Annotated in this window: 16 protein-coding genes and 1 tRNA gene; 4 read left to right on the top strand and 13 right to left on the bottom strand. The window is 44.9% G+C overall.

The window, feature by feature from the left end; genetic code table 11:
• Positions 1-76 precede the first annotated feature (76 nt).
• The 3 genes from JMX91_RS10070 to JMX91_RS10060 all read left to right on the top strand — a co-directional run bounded on the left by JMX91_RS10070 (position 77) and on the right by JMX91_RS10060 (position 3,914).
• Entirely contained in the window at positions 77-1,450 is a 1,374-nt protein-coding gene (locus JMX91_RS10070; RefSeq protein ID WP_413786792.1) for a c-type cytochrome, read from the top strand.
• 94 nt (positions 1,451-1,544) lie between these two features.
• Positions 1,545-3,146, top strand: a complete 1,602-nt coding sequence (locus tag JMX91_RS10065) for a flavin monoamine oxidase family protein (protein WP_201548918.1) — start codon at positions 1,545-1,547, stop codon at positions 3,144-3,146.
• Between the two features lie 87 nt (positions 3,147-3,233).
• Positions 3,234-3,914, top strand: a complete 681-nt coding sequence (locus JMX91_RS10060; protein WP_227679368.1) for a c-type cytochrome — start codon at positions 3,234-3,236, stop codon at positions 3,912-3,914.
• Positions 3,915-3,941: 27 nt separating this feature from the next.
• On the opposite strand, the gene JMX91_RS10055 is transcribed toward JMX91_RS10060, so the two are convergent.
• The 13 genes from JMX91_RS10055 to JMX91_RS09995 form a co-directional block, all read right to left on the bottom strand.
• On the bottom strand, positions 3,942-4,355 hold the full coding sequence (locus tag JMX91_RS10055; protein ID WP_160022205.1) for a PaaI family thioesterase: 414 nt from the start codon (positions 4,353-4,355) through the stop codon (positions 3,942-3,944).
• A 62-nt stretch (positions 4,356-4,417) separates the two neighbouring features.
• Complete coding sequence (locus JMX91_RS10050) at positions 4,418-4,960, bottom strand: DUF3124 domain-containing protein (protein WP_101206454.1); 543 nt, start codon at positions 4,958-4,960, stop codon at positions 4,418-4,420.
• A gap of 44 nt (positions 4,961-5,004) precedes the next feature.
• Complete coding sequence (locus JMX91_RS10045) at positions 5,005-5,706, bottom strand: potassium channel family protein (protein ID WP_201548917.1); 702 nt, start codon at positions 5,704-5,706, stop codon at positions 5,005-5,007.
• Between the two features lie 68 nt (positions 5,707-5,774).
• On the bottom strand, positions 5,775-7,535 hold the full coding sequence (locus tag JMX91_RS10040) for a TrkH family potassium uptake protein (RefSeq protein WP_201548915.1): 1,761 nt from the start codon (positions 7,533-7,535) through the stop codon (positions 5,775-5,777).
• 209 nt (positions 7,536-7,744) lie between these two features.
• Complete coding sequence (locus JMX91_RS10035) at positions 7,745-8,686, bottom strand: DMT family transporter (RefSeq protein ID WP_201548913.1); 942 nt, start codon at positions 8,684-8,686, stop codon at positions 7,745-7,747.
• A 78-nt stretch (positions 8,687-8,764) separates the two neighbouring features.
• Positions 8,765-9,919, bottom strand: coding sequence for a flavin monoamine oxidase family protein (locus tag JMX91_RS10030; RefSeq protein WP_201548911.1), 1,155 nt, complete (start codon positions 9,917-9,919; stop codon positions 8,765-8,767).
• A gap of 131 nt (positions 9,920-10,050) precedes the next feature.
• Positions 10,051-10,473 carry a tetratricopeptide repeat protein gene (locus JMX91_RS10025; RefSeq protein ID WP_201548909.1) on the bottom strand — a complete coding sequence of 141 codons (423 nt, stop codon included), beginning with the start codon at positions 10,471-10,473 and terminating at the stop codon, positions 10,051-10,053.
• 265 nt (positions 10,474-10,738) lie between these two features.
• Positions 10,739-11,227 carry a M48 family metallopeptidase gene (locus tag JMX91_RS10020; protein WP_114700452.1) on the bottom strand — a complete coding sequence of 163 codons (489 nt, stop codon included), beginning with the start codon at positions 11,225-11,227 and terminating at the stop codon, positions 10,739-10,741.
• A gap of 220 nt (positions 11,228-11,447) precedes the next feature.
• Positions 11,448-13,493, bottom strand: coding sequence for a choline BCCT transporter BetT (betT, locus tag JMX91_RS10015; protein ID WP_201548907.1), 2,046 nt, complete (start codon positions 13,491-13,493; stop codon positions 11,448-11,450).
• Between the two features lie 291 nt (positions 13,494-13,784).
• Entirely contained in the window at positions 13,785-15,485 is a 1,701-nt protein-coding gene (gene betA / locus JMX91_RS10010) for a choline dehydrogenase (protein ID WP_201548905.1), read from the bottom strand.
• A 118-nt stretch (positions 15,486-15,603) separates the two neighbouring features.
• A complete protein-coding gene (gene betB / locus JMX91_RS10005; protein WP_201548903.1) occupies positions 15,604-17,106 on the bottom strand; it encodes a betaine-aldehyde dehydrogenase in 1,503 nt (500 codons plus the stop codon).
• 149 nt (positions 17,107-17,255) lie between these two features.
• Positions 17,256-17,825: a TetR/AcrR family transcriptional regulator gene (locus tag JMX91_RS10000; protein ID WP_227679367.1), complete on the bottom strand. Its 570-nt coding sequence runs from the start codon at positions 17,823-17,825 to the stop codon at positions 17,256-17,258.
• Between the two features lies 1 nt (position 17,826).
• Complete coding sequence (locus JMX91_RS09995; protein WP_201548902.1) at positions 17,827-18,174, bottom strand: DMT family transporter; 348 nt, start codon at positions 18,172-18,174, stop codon at positions 17,827-17,829.
• A gap of 505 nt (positions 18,175-18,679) precedes the next feature.
• Between JMX91_RS09995 and JMX91_RS09990 the strand changes: the two genes are divergently transcribed.
• A tRNA-Asn gene (locus JMX91_RS09990) sits at positions 18,680-18,755 on the top strand.
• Positions 18,756-18,769 lie beyond the last annotated feature (14 nt).

The raw sequence follows: 18,769 nt of genomic DNA, 5'->3' as shown, positions 1-18,769 counted from the left end.
TTGCAGAAAGCTTAAAAAGGAATTAGACATGATTTATCGGTATTATAAGGACATTGTGAAGCCACTTTCTGCCGTCATGCCAGCATTGTCATTTTCTTCGATAATAATACTGACATTGGGATTCAGCTTAGTGTCTACCGTCGTGATGGCAGGCACGGTCAGCCTGCCAATGGAAAATTTGCACAGTCGAATAACCCTACCAAATGTCAGTCCAGCCAATAGTGCGCTTGCCAACCGCGGCGCTTACGTGGCGCGTACCGCTGACTGTATGGCCTGCCACCGTGAAGACTATAGTGGCGGCGTACCAATTGAGACACCCATTGGCAATATCTACTCAACCAATATTACACCGTCAACGCGCTATGGCATCGGCAACTATACCGAAGCCAGTTTTAGAAAGGCCTTGCAAAAAGGTCGTGCACCCAATCATCAGCTTTATCCTGCGATGCCTTACCCGTCTTATCATGGCATGACAGATGAGGATATCAGCGCCTTATTTGCTTATTTCCAGACCGTACCTATCGTAGACAAACCCCCTGAAAAAACCACTCATTTGCCTTTCCCATTAAACCTCCGTAGCTTGATGCTGGCATGGAATGTCATTAATGTGCCCTCTACTAAAAATCGTTCAGGGCTGACGACAACCCAGCAGCGCGGTGAATATCTGGTCAATAACTTAGAACACTGCGGCACTTGTCATACACCGCGCAACTTAACTCAAGGCCTCGATAAAGACCGCTACTTATCTGGGGCGCCACTTGGCAAATGGTTTGCACCGAATATCACGCCTGACAACGACACAGGGATTGGTCGTTGGAGCGAAATGGACATCGTAACTTACCTACGTACAGGAACACTTGATAAGCGCGCTTATGCGGGCGGGCCAATGGCAGAAGCCGTGGCACATAGTACGCGTTATCTCACTGATGAAGACCTGATAGCGATGGCTGACTATTTAAAAGTCGTCCCAGCCATTAAGACCGATGATTATTTGATACCTGTCAATGTCTCTCGTCTACCGCAACCAGTCAGTAACTCGATTACTTATGACTTGCTAGAGCAGAAAGACTATCTGGCGCGTGCCAAAACCAATACTGTCAGCAGTGCCAACAATAGCGGTCTGAACAGCAACACGCCAAAAGAGTTGTATCTGACACATTGCGCTAGCTGTCATGGCGTCGACGGTTACGCCCAGCCCGATGCACGCTACGCCTCCATCGTTGGTTTGAGTAGTATTCGCCGCGTAAAACCTGATGCACTCATTGGCGTCATTGCATTTGGGGCAAAAGGTGCCTTTAACACAGCACCAAAAATGCCTGGCTTCTCAGAAGATTTAAGCTCTGCACAAATCGCTAGCATCACTAACTACGTACGAGTTAAATTTGGTGGTTTACCAAACAGCGATGTCAGCGCAGCGGATGTCACGCGTGTGATAAAAGAAAAAAGCTAACCCTAAGAATTGGCATTAAAACTAACTATAAGAAATGCGCTCTAATCTTCGCCTTTTGTCATATGGCAAAGACCAGCACGATAAGGATAATCCTATGAATGACCTGCTCCAATCCCCTACGCGTCGGCAACTGCTCTCCATGATAGGCAAGACTGCAGGCGCGACCGCGATGTATCAAGCGATGACCACGTTGGGGTTTGCATCCGAGTCGAGCTTTAAAGAAGAGATGAATCTCGAAGGCGCACCGGCTGGTGCCAGCATCGTGATTTTGGGTGCAGGGTTGGGCGGGCTGACTGCGACCTATGAGCTACGCAAAGCAGGCTACAAAGTGACCGTGCTTGAGTATCAAAACCGCGGCGGCGGACGTAGCTGGACGCTCAATAGTGGTGATAAATATACGGAGCTGGGCGGTGCTGAGGTCACGTGCGACTTTAAAAAAGGTAATTACTTTAATGGCGGTCCATGGCGATTGCCCATCCATCACTACGCGGTCTTTCATTACTGCAAAAAGTTCGGTGTGGCATTGCAGCCTTTTATCCAAACCAATGATCGCGCTTATTTGCATCGTACCAATCACTTCGATGGGGCGCCGCAGCGCTTAGGCGAAGTACAAAGCGATATTCGCGGTTATGTGTCAGAGTTATTGTCCAAAGCCGTCAATAAGGGCAGTCTCGATAGTACGGTCAATAAAGAGGACAAAGAAAAACTACTCGAAGGCTTAAAAGGCTGGGGTGTCCTTGATAATAACTATCGCTATGTCAAAAGCCATGAGACTGGTAAGCATCGTGGCTATAGCGTATATCCCGGTGGTGGTCTAATGCCAGATGCCAAGCCATCAACCCCCATACCGATGGACAAATTACTAGACTCAGGCATGTGGTCGGATATTTATACCAACTATACCGTCCATGTGCATCAACCAACGATGTTTCAGCCTGTTGGCGGTATGGGAAAAATCGGTGATGCGTTCACACGTGAATGTCGCGAGATGATTACCTTCAATGCCAAAGTCACCAAAATCAATCAAGACGAAACTGGCGTCACTGTTGATTATGTTGATAGCAACAGCCCTGATAGTGCTATCAAAACCGTGCGCGCAGATTGGTGCATTTGTACGATTCCTTTATCCATACTGACGCAGATTGATATCAATGTCTCCGCGCCAATGAAGCAAGCGATGGCAGCCGTTCCTTATGACAGCTCTTACAAAGTGGGCTTGGAGTTTAAACGACGGTTTTGGGAAGAGGATGAATGGATCTATGGCGGCATCACCTATACCGATATGCCTATCTCGCAAATCTCCTACCCGTCACAAGATATGTTTAGCACAGGCTCGGGCGTGCTACTTGGCGCGTATGGATTTGGGGAAGCCTCATACAAATTTAACTCGTTGACTCCTAAAGAACGTATCAATGCCGCGCTCGCCTATGGCAAACAGATTCATCCGCAATATACCAAAGAGTTCCGTTCGGGCACGTCTGTCGCATGGCACCGTATCCCTTGGTCGCTTGGCTGCTACGGTATTTGGAGCGAGTCAAGTCGTGAGCAGTACTATGAGACATTATGCGAGATAGATCATCGTATTGTGTTAGCAGGAGAGCATTGCTCACATATTCCTGCATGGCAAGAGGGCGCGATATTATCCGGTATGGATGCTGCCAAACGCTTACATCAAAAGGCCAAGAAACTTGGATAGCCAGCTTTTGAGTAATGAGCTTTGAATAACCAGTCTGCCGTTGAAGCAAGGATGATAACAATGAGACTAAGCACATTAGGAACAATTATGAACGTGATGACAGCAAACTCAATCAAATTATCTAGCTCGAGCAAGGCAATAATAATGCTCATGGTCGGCGGGTCGATAGCGTTCACAACGTTGTCAGGCTGTAGTCAGTACAAGGCAGAAAACGCAGCCACTATCGCCAGTCCGCAGACAGCACCAATGATATTCGACAAAAATTTTGACAATCAAGCCAGTCGCAATCAAGGTGCATGGGGCGGCGTATATATGTCCAAAGCAGAATTGGCTGAACCTACTACCAATATAGTCGATGTACGCTCAATACCAAAGATGAGTGAAGATGCCAGCATGCAGCAGTGGCTCACTAAATTTGAAGGCAGCACACAAGGTAAAACGGGGTTCTTTACCACTAATGGCAAAAAGCTCTACGATGACTCCTGTGCAGGTTGTCATATGCAAAAAGGTGAAGGCGCACAAGGTGCTGGCTACTATCCACCGCTAGCCAATAACAGCAAGATGCAATCGAAATACTACATTATTAGTGTCGTTATTAATGGTCTACGCGGCATGCCATCATTCCACCGCATGATGAATGACGAGCAAATAGCAGCTGTCACACAATACGTGCATAGCGATCTAAATAATTTCACTGATATAGTGACTACTGCTAACGTCGCACAGCTACGCCATGATTTTCCACCAGGATCAGACCCTAGTGAGTGAGTAAAATACACGACAAACTAACTAGCTTTAACAACGCTTAGGCGGCACCGAATACGTACCAACTACGTGAGCCACAATGTCATCAGAGCCTTCTGAATACAGAGATACCTCGCCTACTATCAACGTGCGCCCTACCTTCATCAAGGTACATTCAGCGATAATACGAGCACTTGCTGATGGCTTACGCAAAAAGTTGATGGTCAAACTCGTCGTCACCGTTAACGGGACAATACCGATTCTTCCGAGTATCGCCACATAGATGGCTACATCAGCAACGGCCATCATGACAGGTCCCGAAACTGTGCCACCGGGACGCAATTCATTTATACCGATCTCATGCGATAAGGTCGCACCATTTTCGTTGACCGTCTCGACGACGCATTTGGTTTGGGGAAACTCCAATGCCATAAAGGCGCTGATTTCTTCTTTGGTTGCAGACATAACGCTTCCTTGAGTTGAATTAAACTTTCCTTGTTACTTATTACTTCACTGAATACATTCCTTTAATGTATCACGGGCGTGCCTTCTGTACTAAAGGCAAAGCCTTTATTGCTAAAGTTACCGATCATGACTGCTTCTATCACTGGTCTGACTGTCTCATCTACACCTTCGACTTCTATGATAAAGTTGGCACCAGAGCCACCTTTGTCTTCTTCTTTTTCGACGATATAGTTGAGCGTGGCCATCGCTGGTAGCTCGATAGGCTTATCTAGATATGATTTGACCAATGCTCCATCTGTATCGTAATAATCAATTTTATTGATATACAGTGACTTTTTGAGCGTGGTATTACGTACACTCAGCGTGGCCGATAGCAGCACTTTGCGAGCGTCTCTATCGGTATAGATATCAGAATAAATCGGTACATAAAAGGTTTGCTTGTAACCAAACTGACTGTGATCCACGTCTGAGGTAATCGCCAACTCTTTAATCGGGTCTTTTTGATGCTCAGACAAAAGAACGTTCGGGTCTTGCGCTGATTGATCACAACCTGACAGTAGTGCCATTATAGCGATCAATAGGACAGATATACTTCGCTTATTCATAATCATTTCCCTATACCTTCTGGTATCACTGCGATGGCAAGCTGCTATTTGATTTTCATACCCACACTACGTAAGAACTGATTAATGTGTTTGTTGGCACCATAAATCACTAATACATCGCGCTCTTGCAATACTTGCTCAGGCGTCGCCAAACCTTGAATGCTAGGCTTGCTCTGCGTACGACCGAAACTGTCTTCATAATACTCATAGCGCAACGTACTAAGCAATCGGATATTGAACTTTTGCTCTAACTGTAAGTCGTCGACAGTCTTACCAATCAATACATTTGGAATCTTAATCTCTACCATGCTAAAGTTATCGCTCAATTCAAACGAATCGACAAAATAGCGTAATGACAGACGCTTGGCCCAGCGATTGGCCGCCTCTTTTTCAGGGTGAATCAAATCGTCCACGCCGATAGCTTGCAGGACTTTTTCGTGTAGTGGATTGATACTACGGCTAATTAAACGCTTGGCTTTTAACGTCTTAAATAGCGCTGTTGCCATAACGTTGGCCCCTTGATCTTCGCCAATCGCCACAATGACAATATCGGTATCAACGATTGGTAATCCGCTAACCGTATACTCGTCCGTGGCATCCATACACAGCGTATGCGAAATCACTTCTTTGTAAGCTTCAACCCGTTGCATACTACTATCAATAGCAATCACTTCATGCCCTTGACTGGTCAATGCCGAGCCCAATGATGCCCCAAAATTCCCTAGTCCTACGATGATGTACTTCATAATTTATACAACCTTTGTTAATATTTTTTTGCTATTTATTAAGAACGACTCAGTCTGATTGCGACGGATTAGTTAATCGTAATCTCTTCAGTAGGATAGCGATAATTACGTTGGCGCATATTTTTAAGCAGTGCAATAAAGATTGTCAGCATACTGACGCGGCCAACGAACATAATGACCGAAACCACTATTTTACTAAAATCTGATAAGTCTGCTGTCAGGTTTAAACTTAGGCCCACCGTGCTATAAGCTGAGAAGCACTCAAATACCACTTTGATCAAATCAAGCTCTGGCTGATCATAGCTGATGAGTGTCACGCCCGTACCGATGACCAGTAGCGACAGCCACATAATAGAAAACGCGCGGCGAACTGAAATCTCCGCAATCTCTCGTTTAAATACCTCTATCTTGGTCTGACCACGAGCTAGGCTCAATGTATTCAATAACGCAATCGCAAAGGTACTGGTCTTGATACCCCCACCTGTAGAGTTTGGTGACGCCCCAATCCACATCAGAAATATCGTCAGCATCACCGTTGGAAATGTAAGTTCGCCCATATCAATCACATTAAACCCTGCCGTGCGCGGGGTAGCCGCAGTAAAGAACCCTGTCACTAGCTTACCGAGGAAGCTCGTGTGGTCAGCGAGCACATTATTGTATTCAAATATCATCACCCCAATCAGACCGACTAGCAATAATGCGCCTGTGGTAATCAAAGTAATACGGCTATTGATATTAAGTAACCAAGGCTGATAAATGTAGCGTTGGTCATGACGATTTATCAGCCGCTGAGCACGATAACGTAAATACCTAAGCACATTGACCACGATGGTAAAACCCATACCACCAAAAATAAATGTCATTGCCAGAATCAGCTGTAGTGAATAATTAAAACGTAGCGAATCATCGTACAAGCCAGCACTAAAGGTAGAAAACCCAGCATTACAAAAAGCAGAAATCGCATGAAAGACCGAAAAAAATAGCTGCTCAGACCAATCCATATTGGGTATGTCATAAATACTGATATAAATCAGCGCAGCCGCTACCGCCTCGACAGCAAATGTGACGTATAAGATAGACTTGAGTGTCGACACCACATCACCCATACCGCGCATGTAAGACATCTCGCTGATGCTGGCTTGTGTCTCATAGCTGACACCGCCCTTAAAAAAATAACTAAAATAGGTCACAAAGGTCAAAATACCTAAGCCGCCAATTTGTATCAGCCCCATAATAATGACTTGGCCAAAAGTCGTAAAATAGGTGGCAGTATCCACTACGATAAGCCCTGTCACACAAACCGCACTGGTCGCGGTAAAAAGCGCATCCACAAAAGACAGCGGCTGCGTTGTCGCATTGGGCATCATCAATAGCAATGCTCCAACCAGCACCACGACTAAAAAGCTTAGAATAAAAAACTGGGCAGGATGTAGAAAGGTACGATTGAGATTGAAATTGTGATCGGAGAGTTCGCGGACGAAGGTGACAAACACTGCTATCTTTATCGCGACAAAGCCATCAACGGCAGCAGATAGGCCCGAACGTACTAAGTCCGTAAAATGCGCGGTCAATAAAATAATAATGGCAATGCTGGTCAGTGCGTCAAAGACGGCGACTTTATTAAGCGTTAATGGCTTTTTGGTATAGACGTAACGCCCAGCGGTCACCATAAAGCTGAGAAAAATAATGACCAAATAGAAAATATGGAACACTTGTTGGAGCCACGTCGGTAGTGTAAAACCACTATCTAACAAGGCAATCGCTACCCCGATGACACTAATCAGAATCGTAAAATTATTTAATAATCGATAACGCGTGGCTGCATTCATAGCCTGAGTCCATGACAACGATAACCACGATACTTATACTCCTTTTTTGTCGTATCCACAAAAAGTGATTGAAGTTAATCGTAACCAATTATTGAGTCATAGCAGCTATTGATAAGCTAGATACTGATAACGAGAGTGAGATAAGAAGTACCCATTAGGCAGTAACGGTTTTAATAACTCTATAGTTTAATGCTATCGCCTATACACATTTATGAGACTTCTTCTTTTACTCTTGCTATTTTTATACCACCCCATGTCACCAATGCCACGCCAATCGCAATTAAGGTGGCGCCTAAAAATAAACCTTCTGGTGGACTTTCCCCTTGCAAAAAAATAGCGACGGGTACGCCGACAATGGCCCCTACCGCACCTAACAAACTCAGCAACACGGGCCCACCTGTCTTTTGTAGTAGGAATAATAGTAAAAACTGTCCAGCGAATACGCATGCTTGTATAGCTATCATGCTTAGCGGTAGCCAACTCTCTAAAGATACAGCGATAGAAAAGTCTGACATCGCACTAAATAAACCTAGCAGCAGCGCTGCCGCAATCAACATACCTGGAGCGAGTGCGCCAGAAGACGCATTATCAGGCCAGCGTAATGTCCGATATATATTGCCAATAGCGAGTAGCACTGGTCCACAAAGCGCGATTAAAATCCAAAACACACTAGAATCTGGCGCAGAGAATTTATGTATGGCTAATGTTCCTGCCCCGATGAGTGCTGCGATGACCCCAAGCGCACGGACAATATAAAATTGCTCTATACGTAGTATCAGCGTACCAAGATAAGTTAGCAGTGGCGGCAATGAGAGGATTAAGGCGACGAAACCTGCGCCCACATGAGGAATAGCAGAAAATAACAGTAAGTTGGCGGCCGCGACACTGACAAGCGCCGCGACGAAATAATACTCTAAGCTGCGCGCATTAAGAGGAGGGAGTTCTTTTCTGATGAGCGCTATCATAAATAAAATAACAGCAGCGCCAGTAATCGACCAGAACAAAAACCCTAATGGGGTCAGACCGACATCGATAGCGTACTTTGCCACATTGGTCGAGATACCAGTGAGTGCGCCACCTGCCAGTAGACAAACGAAAGGCAACAGCCAAGTGGTTTTGTGAATACTGGTTTGCTTGAGCGAGTCATTCATCGACTATCCTATTGGATGACGAATTTTCTTAATCATGTTTGATGGCTTTTATAATAACGTATAACAGCACCCTAATAGCTACTGGCGCAAAATGGTAGCAGGTAGGCTTCCTACAGCGACGGCTGCTGCATCAATTGCCCCAGCAAGATAGCCAGGGAATTGCGCTGACCACTCACTACCACAACCTGTTAGACAGTCTTGCCACACGCCTGTTTTTGGCTTGGACGCCGGTGCTACTGCATGCTGACCGTTGCCGCTAGCATCAGCGGGCATCGCTGTTAATGGGTCTTGTGCCCAGTCTTTGAGATATTCAGCTTTTGGTGTGCTCGCCTGCTCACCAAATAGTCGCACTAACTGGGCACGGCAATGTTCTTTTAGCACTGTATCAGAGACACTCTGTCGTACTTGAGCAGGAACACCAAAGAAACCAAACAATGCCCCATCGCCCTCTAGCGTAGAGGCATCATGTATCTCAGTGAGCGGCCCTATCGCACTGCGCGCGGCACCCGAGAGACCAGTATTACGCCAAAATGGTGATTCATAAACAGCGACATATTTGGCATGGGGAGCCATCCAAGTGGCTGTCTCGCGCCACTGTTCACTTAAGTCTTGCGGTAGCGCTGGCTGAAATACTATCTGACCTTCTACCAATCGAGGCGGTAATGCAAGTAGCACATGCTGCGCTCGGAGCGTGGTCACATGTCCGTTCACATGTCCAGAAGTATCTTCACTCTGTACTTCGATATGTTGAGGCGTCCTGTTTAATTGCTGTACGGTTTGACCGGTCATAATACAACTAGCATCTAGGCGAGCATATAGCGCCTCAATCAAAGCGGCCATACCACCAACTAGACGCATAGAAGGTGGTGCGCTTTTATAACCTTGCATACGCACAGGTGGCTGGTTGGCAGCGCGCTCAACCATCATATTGCCTTCTTCGAACTGCGAAAAACGTGATAAATATAACGACTCAATAAGCGTACTTAACTGCGTTTGATAATCAGGCCAAAACCATGACGGCCCTAAATCAAACGCCGCGCTTGATTCTGCTTGATCGATATCAGTACTGTTATCAGTAGCATGCGCATCTGTATATTTAGCAACTGCAATGCGACCACCCAAGGTATCACACGCCTCTAGCAGTCTATACGCTATACCCTTTTGCTCTAATAAGAAGGCAGCATATAATCCACTTAGCCCACCACCAACGATTACCACAGGTATGTCTTGCATATCGGATTGCTCTATTTATAGTCGGTTCAATATAACTTGGATACAAGGAAGCCTAGTGAAAGTACGACAAGTAGTAAGCTAAGCGAGACTGACACCGTACCCAATTTTTGGAGGACTAACTATAAACCAAACTACTCTGCCAATAGCTTAGTAAGCATCTCATCAATCTCAACCTTGAACTCTTTGTCTTCAATTTTATTGGCTGTGACTTTAGCATTTTGTAGACTTTGGACAGCGGCTTCTTTTTCGCCTGTCTCAAGCTGTAGCACCGCCATAGAAAAAGCAATCGATGACATATGATCTTTTGAGTTAATGGCAGTAGCCTTGGCCAGTGCTTTGTCATAAATCACCAGTGCTGCGTCCAAATCTTCTGTGAAGTCAGCAAGCGTTTCCCATTGTTCTGGGTGGTCTTTGTCAGTGCCTTCATTATCGGTACAAATGGCGTTTAGTTCAGCATACAGCGAATCAAATTTCTCTTGATTACCTCTGCGGTCCGCTTCTAATAATTCTTCGGCTAAGGTGTAAATGGCTTTATATATTTTGGTACTGATCATTGTTTACAACCTTTTATGGACTATATCTATCGTGTGTGGTTAGGATTATAACGTAATTCTGGCGGCTCAGATGATTGGCTTAAAAGAAGACACGATATTTATGTGGCGGCTGTTAACATCACTATGAACCTTGTTAAGGTTGTTATTCATACTATAGTCGATTCAATTTAAAAGTAGTACAAGGCAACCGAGTGCAGAGGTATATTTGATACTTCAAGCGAGGTTAACGCCGTAATACTTTTATAGTGGAATGACTATATTAGTGTTACAACTCTCGCCAGTGTAACCACAGTCGCGTATCCAGCTCAAATTGATGATACTCAGGCTCCATATGGCAGCATAATTGATAAAAAGCTTTGTTATGCTCATGCTCTTTGAAATGGGCAAGCTCGTGCACCACTATCATGCGCAAAAACTCTGGCGGCGCGTCTTTAAATAGGCTGGCTACCGTGATGCTATTGTGCGATTTGAGCTTACTGCCCTGTACACGCGATTGCGTCGTATGGATACCTAGGGCATGTTTTAAAACCTTGAGCTTACTGCTATAGCTGACATTTGATAGCTGACCAATCTTACGCATGTATTGAGTTTTTATCTCATTTATATACTGATAGAGCGCTTTGTCGCTTTGGATTTGATGCTGAGTTGGGTACTTTTTTTCCAGATACTCGCCCAACCTATCCTCAGTTATAAGCTGAGCAGCTTGAGTTTGAATCTGTTCTGAGTAATGCGCTATGTACTTTAATTTGGTCACAAATGTATCCTTTGCTAATACGTTGCAGCGTATTAGTCGATCAATTTAATCTTAATGAATTTTACCTTATATTTGCGGCGCTTGTTTGCCACTTATTTGGGATATACCCTCAATTCAAACAATAGTTATTTATAAATGGTTATCCATAAAAAACCCCATAAGCTGCGTGCAACTTATGGGGACATTTTTACTAATAGTTTTACTTAAAAAGTGTGCCTGATTAACGCTCTAAATGCAGATACTGCAAGTGACGTTCGTACTGATTTAAGATATCAACCAATACTTGCTCTTTTGAGTAGCCAACCAAGTCATACTCTTGCGAGCCTTCGCTCAAGAACACTTCCGCACGGTAGTAGTACTCTGCGTGCTTGGTAGATGTGCTCAATGTAAAGTTAGGACGATGAGCTTTAATCAGATTGACTTCATAAATAAAGTCATCTTCATCGCCATGACCAACACGTAGTTTTAGACCGTCTACCTGACCACTATCTTGGTCCATGCCTGCATCGATACCTTCACCAATACTAGCAAGGTTTTTGGTATCTAACGAGGTTTTGAGACCACCTGCTTTAAACTCTTTTTCGACCTCAGACATCGCTGGCATAACGACCGTATGCAAGAATTTTTCAACCTGTGCATGTCCTGGGAAACTCACAATACGTTGCAAACGCGCTTTCCAGCTCTTCCCACTGTCCAACACATTTGCCGTGCCGATTGTACTGGCTTTACGCTTATTGCCTTCTTCTTTTAGCGACTTCCACATAGACATCATGTAAAGCACAAGAATAATAGAGAATGGTAAACCTGCAATGACAGAGACAGACTGTAGTGAGGAAAAACCACCTGCAAATAGCAGTCCTAACGTAATAAGACCAGTGGCTGCTGCCCAAAACAGACGTAACCAAACAGGAGCATCGGTATCATTGGTCATACCTCTTGAGCTCAAGTTCGCTAGTACTAACGCGCCTGAGTCAGCAGAAGTCACAAAGAAAATAAGACCAATAACCACACCAGCAAATGACAACACTTCGCTGTAAGGGAAGTACTCAAACAGCGCAAACATGCCCATTGCTGCATCATTGACTGCGATTTCGCCTAGCTCTGTTGCGCCATTGGCAACCAAATCTATCGCTGAATTACCAAAGATAGAGAACCATGCGAAGATAAAACCAAGCGGAATAAACATCACGCCAAATACAAACTCACGTAGAGTACGGCCACGGCTAATACGCGCGATAAACAGACCTACAAATGGTGCCCAAGCAACCCACCACGCCCAGAAAAATATCGTCCACCAAGATTTCCACTCGGCACCAGCAGCACCGTCATAAGCATAAACGTCAAAGGTTTTATAAATGATGGTTTGGAAATATTGACCGATATTTTGAGTAAAGGTATTTAATAGATACACCGTATTGCCCATAACCAATATGGCAAGCAACAACAGTATTGACGACAGCATGTTGAATTCAGATAGACGACGAACGCCTTTTTCGACACCTGTCATCGCAGAAATAGCGGCGGCAGCGACAACACCTACAATGATGAGCGCCTGAACCGTTTTGCTAGATTCGATACCGAACACATGGGTCAAGCCAGCATTGGCCTGCAATACCCCAATACCCAAACTGGTCGCAATACCCATCAACGTACAGACGACGCCGAAGGTATCAATACCATCGCCTAACCAACCTTTGATTAAGCGTTCACCGAATATCGGTGTTAGCGGCGAGCGTAGCGCGAGTGGCATGTTTTTGCGATAAGCAAAGTAAGCCAGCGCCATACCGATTAGTGCATAAATACCCCAACCATGTAGACCCCAGTGCAAGAAGGTCTGAGCAAGCGCTTCACGCATGGCCTCAGCACTAGCAGGCTCTAGGCCTGTATGAGGGGTCAAATAATGCATCAAAGGCTCAGAGGCACCAAAGAACAACAGGTCAATACCAATACCCGCTGAGAACAGCATGGCCGCCCACGCTAAAAATGGAAATTGCGCTTTTTCGTGGTCTTGACCAAGCTTTATATCACCGTACTTAGAAAAACCAACAAACAACGCGAAGATACTATAAGCGGCAACCACCAACATATAATACCAGCCAAACTTGTCTGATACCCAAGTCATGCTTGCGCTCAACAAGGCCTCACTATAATCTGGAAAAACGATGGTCCAGATTATCAATAAAATAGAAATAATAGCTGAGCCCATAAACACGGTTTTGTTTAGGGTCAGAGGTTTCGTCACATCTTGTGATGGCGAACTGTACATAAAAGACCTCAATAAGTAAATTAAACAGGGTCCGATATTGCTTTGTCCGGCATCGTCTAATAGTAGACTGATGATCTTTAACCGTATACGTGGAACCAACCGCATGACGGACAAAGCAGTACCAATAAATAAAAAGCTAATAAAATTATAAACAAATTCAACCTGAACGGTATTCATTATTCTAATACGTTAGCGCTGATAGAAAAGGCCTCTACTTGGAAAGGCCTTTTGGTTAAAATTTTCTCATATCGTTATTTATTCAGTATCCTGTATGCAGGCTTATATCGCAGCCTACACTGTCGAGAGATAATCACGCATCGGCTCTGAGCGCAGCGGTGCACCATTGGCCACGTAATAATCTGCCGTTGAACGTGGCAACTGTACGCCTCTCATCTTGTCGACGATTTTTTCTGCCAACATAATGGTCGTGGCATTGAGATTACCACTGATGATATTTGGCATGATAGACGCATCAACCACTCGCAAGCCGTCAATACCATGGACCAGACCTACGCCATTCACTACCGAATCGTTGTCCTCACCCATCGCACAAGTACAAGATGGATGATAAGCCGTCTCACTATGATTGCGTACGTATTCATCTAATTGAGCATCGGTGACCAGATCATCGGTCGGTGCAATCGCACGTCCACGATAAGGATCAAGTGCTGGCTGATGCATGATTTCACGCGTGATACGCATTGCAGCACGGAACTCTTGCCAGTCCTGATCATGTGACATGTAATTAAACAAAATGCTTGGATGCGCTTTCGGGTCACGTGATTTTAGCTTGACGCGGCCACGGCTTGGTGAGCGCAATGAGCCAACGTGTGCTTGGAAGCTATGCGATTTAACAGCACTGCGGCCATCGTAGCGTACAGCTAGTGGCAAGAAATGATACTGAATATTTGGATGGGTAAACTTCTCATCCGTACGGATAAAACCGCCACCTTCGAATTGGTTAGACGCACCAAGACCTGTGCCATTGAATAACCATTCCGCACCAATCGCAGGCTTATTCCACCATTTATTGGCAGGCGCGATTGACACTGGCAGTTTGCATTCATACTGCATATATAGCTCTAGATGGTCTTGCAAATTATTACCAACCCCTGGCAGATCCAATATTTCGGTCACGCCAGCGTCTTTTAACCACTGACCTGGGCCGATACCTGAACGCTGCAGCAGTTGCGGTGAGGCAATCGCACCAGATGAAACAATTACTTCACGAGCGGCATGGAAGTTCTTGGTCTGGCCTTCGTGTTCGACTTTGACACCGACAGCGCGCTTGCCGTCGAATAAAATTACGTCAGTCAACGCACCCGTCAAAATCGTGATATTGCTACGCGGTTTAGCACGGTCAAGATAGCCGCGAGCTGTTGATGCACGGCGACCGTTAGGCGTCACGAATCGATCCATCGGACCAAAACCTTCTTGCTGATAGCCGTTTAGATCTTCGGTACGTGGATAGCCAGCTTGTACGCCCGCTTCAATCATAGCTTGGAACAGTGGATTGACTCCTGGCTTTGAGGTAGTCATTTCAACAGGACCGCCCACGCCGTGATAGTCATTCTCGCCAGCGTCACAGTTTTCTAGCTTTTTGAAGTACGGCAAGCAATCCGAATACGTCCAGTCTGACAGACCTTTTATCTTAGACCAATCATCAAAATCTAGCGCATTACCACGGATATAGCACATACCGTTAATCAGTGATGAGCCACCTAGCCCTTTGCCGCGGCCACAGTCCATGACACGGTTATTCATATATGGCTCAGGATCTGTCTTATAACCCCAGTTATAAGTCGTCCCTTGCAATGGCATGGCAAGTGCAGCTGGCATTTGGGTACGGAAGTCAAAACGATAATCGGGACGACCTGCTTCTAACAGCAGTACCTTAATACTGGCATCTTCGGTCAGACGCGTAGCCAGCACATTTCCTGCTGAGCCTGCTCCAACAATAATATAGTCATACTCAGGTGTGGTTGATGTCATAACATACTCCATAATATTGAAAAAACATAAATCGTTTAGGGCCAGTAAGGTCTACTAAAAAGGCTAAATAAAAGCTAATAAGCAACCTTACTGGCTTCGTTTTTCTCAATAAGATTGTTTAAAAGACAGATTCAAACACACCCAACTCTACTTGGATAGATTTGGTCTGAGTATAGTGTTCGAGCGCTTCGATACCGTTTTCGCGGCCGATACCAGAATGCTTATAGCCGCCTACTGGCATTTGTGCTGCCGACTCGCCCCATGTATTCAACCAGCAGATGCCAGCTTCAATCTGAGCGATGACTCGATGCGCACGTTTTAGATCTGCAGTCACAACCCCAGCTGCTAAGCCATAATCGGTATCATTGGCACGGCGAATGACTTCTTCTTCGGTCTCGTAAGTCAATATCGACATCACTGGGCCAAAGATTTCTTCGCGTACGATAGTCATATCATCCGTGCAATCAGTAAATACTGTCGGTGCGACAAATGCGCCGTTTGCAAGATCGTTTGTTGTAACGCGCTCGCCACCTGTTAGTAGACGTGCGCCGCCTTTCTTACCTTGTTCAATATAGCCAAGCACGCGCTCCATATGCGGGAAGCTAACTAGCGGACCCATATTGATGTTCTCATCCATAGGGTCGCCCAGTCTGATACGCTCAACACGGGTTAAGATAGCTTGCTCAAACTTCGCTTGTAGCGCTTTAGGGACGAATACGCGCGTACCATTGGTACATACCTGACCAGTACTATAGAAATTGGCCATCATAGCGATGTCAGCAGCCGTATCGATATCTGCATCATCAAATATGATCAATGGCGACTTACCACCAAGCTCTAAAGTTACGTCTTTTAGAGATGAGCTTGCCGCGCTCGACATGACTTTTTTACCAGTTGGTACACCACCTGTGAACGATACTTTTGCGATATCCGGGTGTTCAGTCAGCGCCTGACCCACTTCATAGTTACCTTGTACGACGTTAAACACACCATCTGGTAATCCAGCTTCTGTCAATATTTCTGCCAGTTTTAATGCCGTCAACGGTGTCACTTCTGATGGTTTAAAAATCATCGCATTACCAGCAGCCAGTGCAGGCGCCGCTTTCCACATCGCGATTTGAATCGGATAGTTCCATGCGCCAATACCCGCGACCACGCCAAGTGGCTCACGGCGAGTGTATACAAAACTAGTATCACGTAATGGAATCTGACGACCTTCAATCATTGGTGCCAGACCTGCATAGTATTCAACGACATCAGCACCAGTGACGATATCGACATACTTCGTCTCAGAGTAGGCTTTACCTGTGTCTTTGGTCTCAAGTAGTGCCAACACATCATTGCGATCGCGCAATATCTCAACAGCCTTTGATAAAATGCGACCACGCTCGACCGCTGTCATCGCCGCCCAAACTTTTTGACCTTTATGTGCGGCTTTTACGGCCTCGTCAATCTGCTCATTGCTGGTTTGCTGAATCGTTGCCAATACTTCACCAGTGGCTGGATTGATATCTTCAAAAGTCGTCAGCGATTCATCAACCGCTAGATAGCGACCATTGATATAGGCTGTTTGTACTTGGTCTAAATCGATAATATCTGTCAAATTATTAAAATCAGTCATAAATTCTCCTTAGGACGATTGGCAAAAGTAGCTATATAAAAGTACTCAGGCCGAATAGTGTCGTCGTTAGTTAAGTTTCGAAATTTAGTCTTTAAGAAATTTAGTCTTTAAATAGTAAAATAAAAATTATTTTATAAATCAGCATCGTCTTATAAATCAAAGTCTTGTTGCGTCATTTTTATCAAGCGATCACGTAATGATTGTTTGTCTGCGATATTAATACCTGAAAAGTCTGAGAGCCAAATACCGTCAGCGACGAGGCGAACCATACATAATGTCTCAGTGTTATCCGTTGCTGCATGCTTTTTGAGTTGCTCATTCGCCCATTTAGCCCACAATTCACGCAGCTCACTATCGCCTAGCATCAATACATATAAGGTCGCTTGGTTATCGTACTCTTCCTGTCCTTGCTCGCCGAGGCTGATAGTGGCGTCTATATAAGCGCGGGTAAATGAACCGTACTTAACAGGATCGTCAGCCATTGCTGCGTTTACTTCTGCCTCAAACTTAGCCATTGCATCGTTGAAAACTTCTAGCACGAGTGCATTTTTGGTAGAAAAATGATGCATCACCCCACCCTTTGTCACTCCAACCGCATCAGCGACTGCCTGAAACGTCACTTTAGATAAGCCTTGCTCCAACGTGATACGTGCTGCCTGATCTAACAACGCACGACGAATAACTTCTGGCTGTTTTTTACGCTTATAAGCATTTTCCATATCAATGCACCACAGAATTAGACAATAAGTTCATCACAACAACACCGCCGACGATCATCGCGATACCGATCACTGCTGCTGTATCAAGATTTTGCTTAAAGAACACCAAGCCAACAAGCGATGTCAGTACGATTCCGAGTCCGCCCCACAGTGCGTACGCAATACCTAGCGGTATGATCTTGAGCGTCTGAGCCAATAGATAAAATGAGATGACATAAAGCAAACCCATAATGATCGTCGGCACCAAACGGGTGAACTGCTCTGACTTCATCAAAAAAGTAGTGCCGATCACTTCACAAATGATGGCAATGGCTAAGTAACCATAAGCAATAGTAGTAGTAGGACTCATCTTTAGAACACCCGCTTTTGTTCAACGCATGCTATGAAAAAACATAGCAAAGAAACCACATGGTCGGTATTTTATAGAACTCTACTGCCAATGTGAAGGGCTGTCTTGCAACTTTATTGTGTCAAACGGTGTCGCATCACCTTTGTATTCAAAAATACAAAGCACCAAATTCAGTTTTACTTTGCCGAATCGATGTCTGGTTCCATATTCTTATCGTTTATCCTATGTGCCCTATAAAATTTTCTGAAAATAATTTTTATTTCCAAAGCACATTTTATTTTTAAAACACATTTATCGTCATTTTCTACTGAGTTCTGTCTTGAAATAGCCTATCTGATAAGGGATTGACGTTAATTTTCAATAATTGCGATAATATTTATAATTAAACGCATAATAAGGTTGACAGCCTGTAGTGACTTGGCTAAAATGTGCCCCACATAACGCAAACAAGCTAATTAACTGCTTTAATATAAAGCGTCAATAACTTGCTGTTATGACCAGCTATTCTCCAATAGCTCAGTTGGTAGAGCAACGGACTGTTAATCCGTGTGTCCCTGGTTCGAGCCCAGGTTGGAGAGCCATATACTAAAAACCT

This window comes from Psychrobacter sp. Pi2-1 (assembly GCF_904846645.1).
Lineage (GTDB): Bacteria > Pseudomonadota > Gammaproteobacteria > Pseudomonadales > Moraxellaceae > Psychrobacter.
The sequence above is the reverse complement of the archived record's forward strand: the minus strand, read 5'-3'. Positions and strand labels throughout refer to the sequence as shown.

Bases quoted from the DNA above. Each gene is read 5' to 3' on its own strand.
- JMX91_RS10070 (WP_413786792.1), top strand. From the start codon at position 77: ATGCCAGCATTGTCATTTTCTTCGATAATAATACTGACATTGGGATTC.
- JMX91_RS10065 (WP_201548918.1), top strand. From the start codon at position 1,545: ATGAATGACCTGCTCCAATCCCCTACGCGTCGGCAACTGCTCTCCATG.
- JMX91_RS10060 (WP_227679368.1), top strand. From the start codon at position 3,234: ATGAACGTGATGACAGCAAACTCAATCAAATTATCTAGCTCGAGCAAG.
- JMX91_RS10055 (WP_160022205.1), bottom strand. From the start codon at position 4,355: ATGTCTGCAACCAAAGAAGAAATCAGCGCCTTTATGGCATTGGAGTTT.
- JMX91_RS10050 (WP_101206454.1), bottom strand. From the start codon at position 4,960: ATGAATAAGCGAAGTATATCTGTCCTATTGATCGCTATAATGGCACTA.
- JMX91_RS10045 (WP_201548917.1), bottom strand. From the start codon at position 5,706: ATGAAGTACATCATCGTAGGACTAGGGAATTTTGGGGCATCATTGGGC.
- JMX91_RS10040 (WP_201548915.1), bottom strand. From the start codon at position 7,535: ATGAATGCAGCCACGCGTTATCGATTATTAAATAATTTTACGATTCTG.
- JMX91_RS10035 (WP_201548913.1), bottom strand. From the start codon at position 8,686: ATGAATGACTCGCTCAAGCAAACCAGTATTCACAAAACCACTTGGCTG.
- JMX91_RS10030 (WP_201548911.1), bottom strand. From the start codon at position 9,919: ATGCAAGACATACCTGTGGTAATCGTTGGTGGTGGGCTAAGTGGATTA.
- JMX91_RS10025 (WP_201548909.1), bottom strand. From the start codon at position 10,473: ATGATCAGTACCAAAATATATAAAGCCATTTACACCTTAGCCGAAGAA.
- betT (WP_201548907.1), bottom strand. From the start codon at position 13,493: ATGTACAGTTCGCCATCACAAGATGTGACGAAACCTCTGACCCTAAAC.
- betA (WP_201548905.1), bottom strand. From the start codon at position 15,485: ATGACATCAACCACACCTGAGTATGACTATATTATTGTTGGAGCAGGC.
- betB (WP_201548903.1), bottom strand. From the start codon at position 17,106: ATGACTGATTTTAATAATTTGACAGATATTATCGATTTAGACCAAGTA.
- JMX91_RS10000 (WP_227679367.1), bottom strand. From the start codon at position 17,825: ATGGAAAATGCTTATAAGCGTAAAAAACAGCCAGAAGTTATTCGTCGT.
- JMX91_RS09995 (WP_201548902.1), bottom strand. From the start codon at position 18,174: ATGAGTCCTACTACTACTATTGCTTATGGTTACTTAGCCATTGCCATC.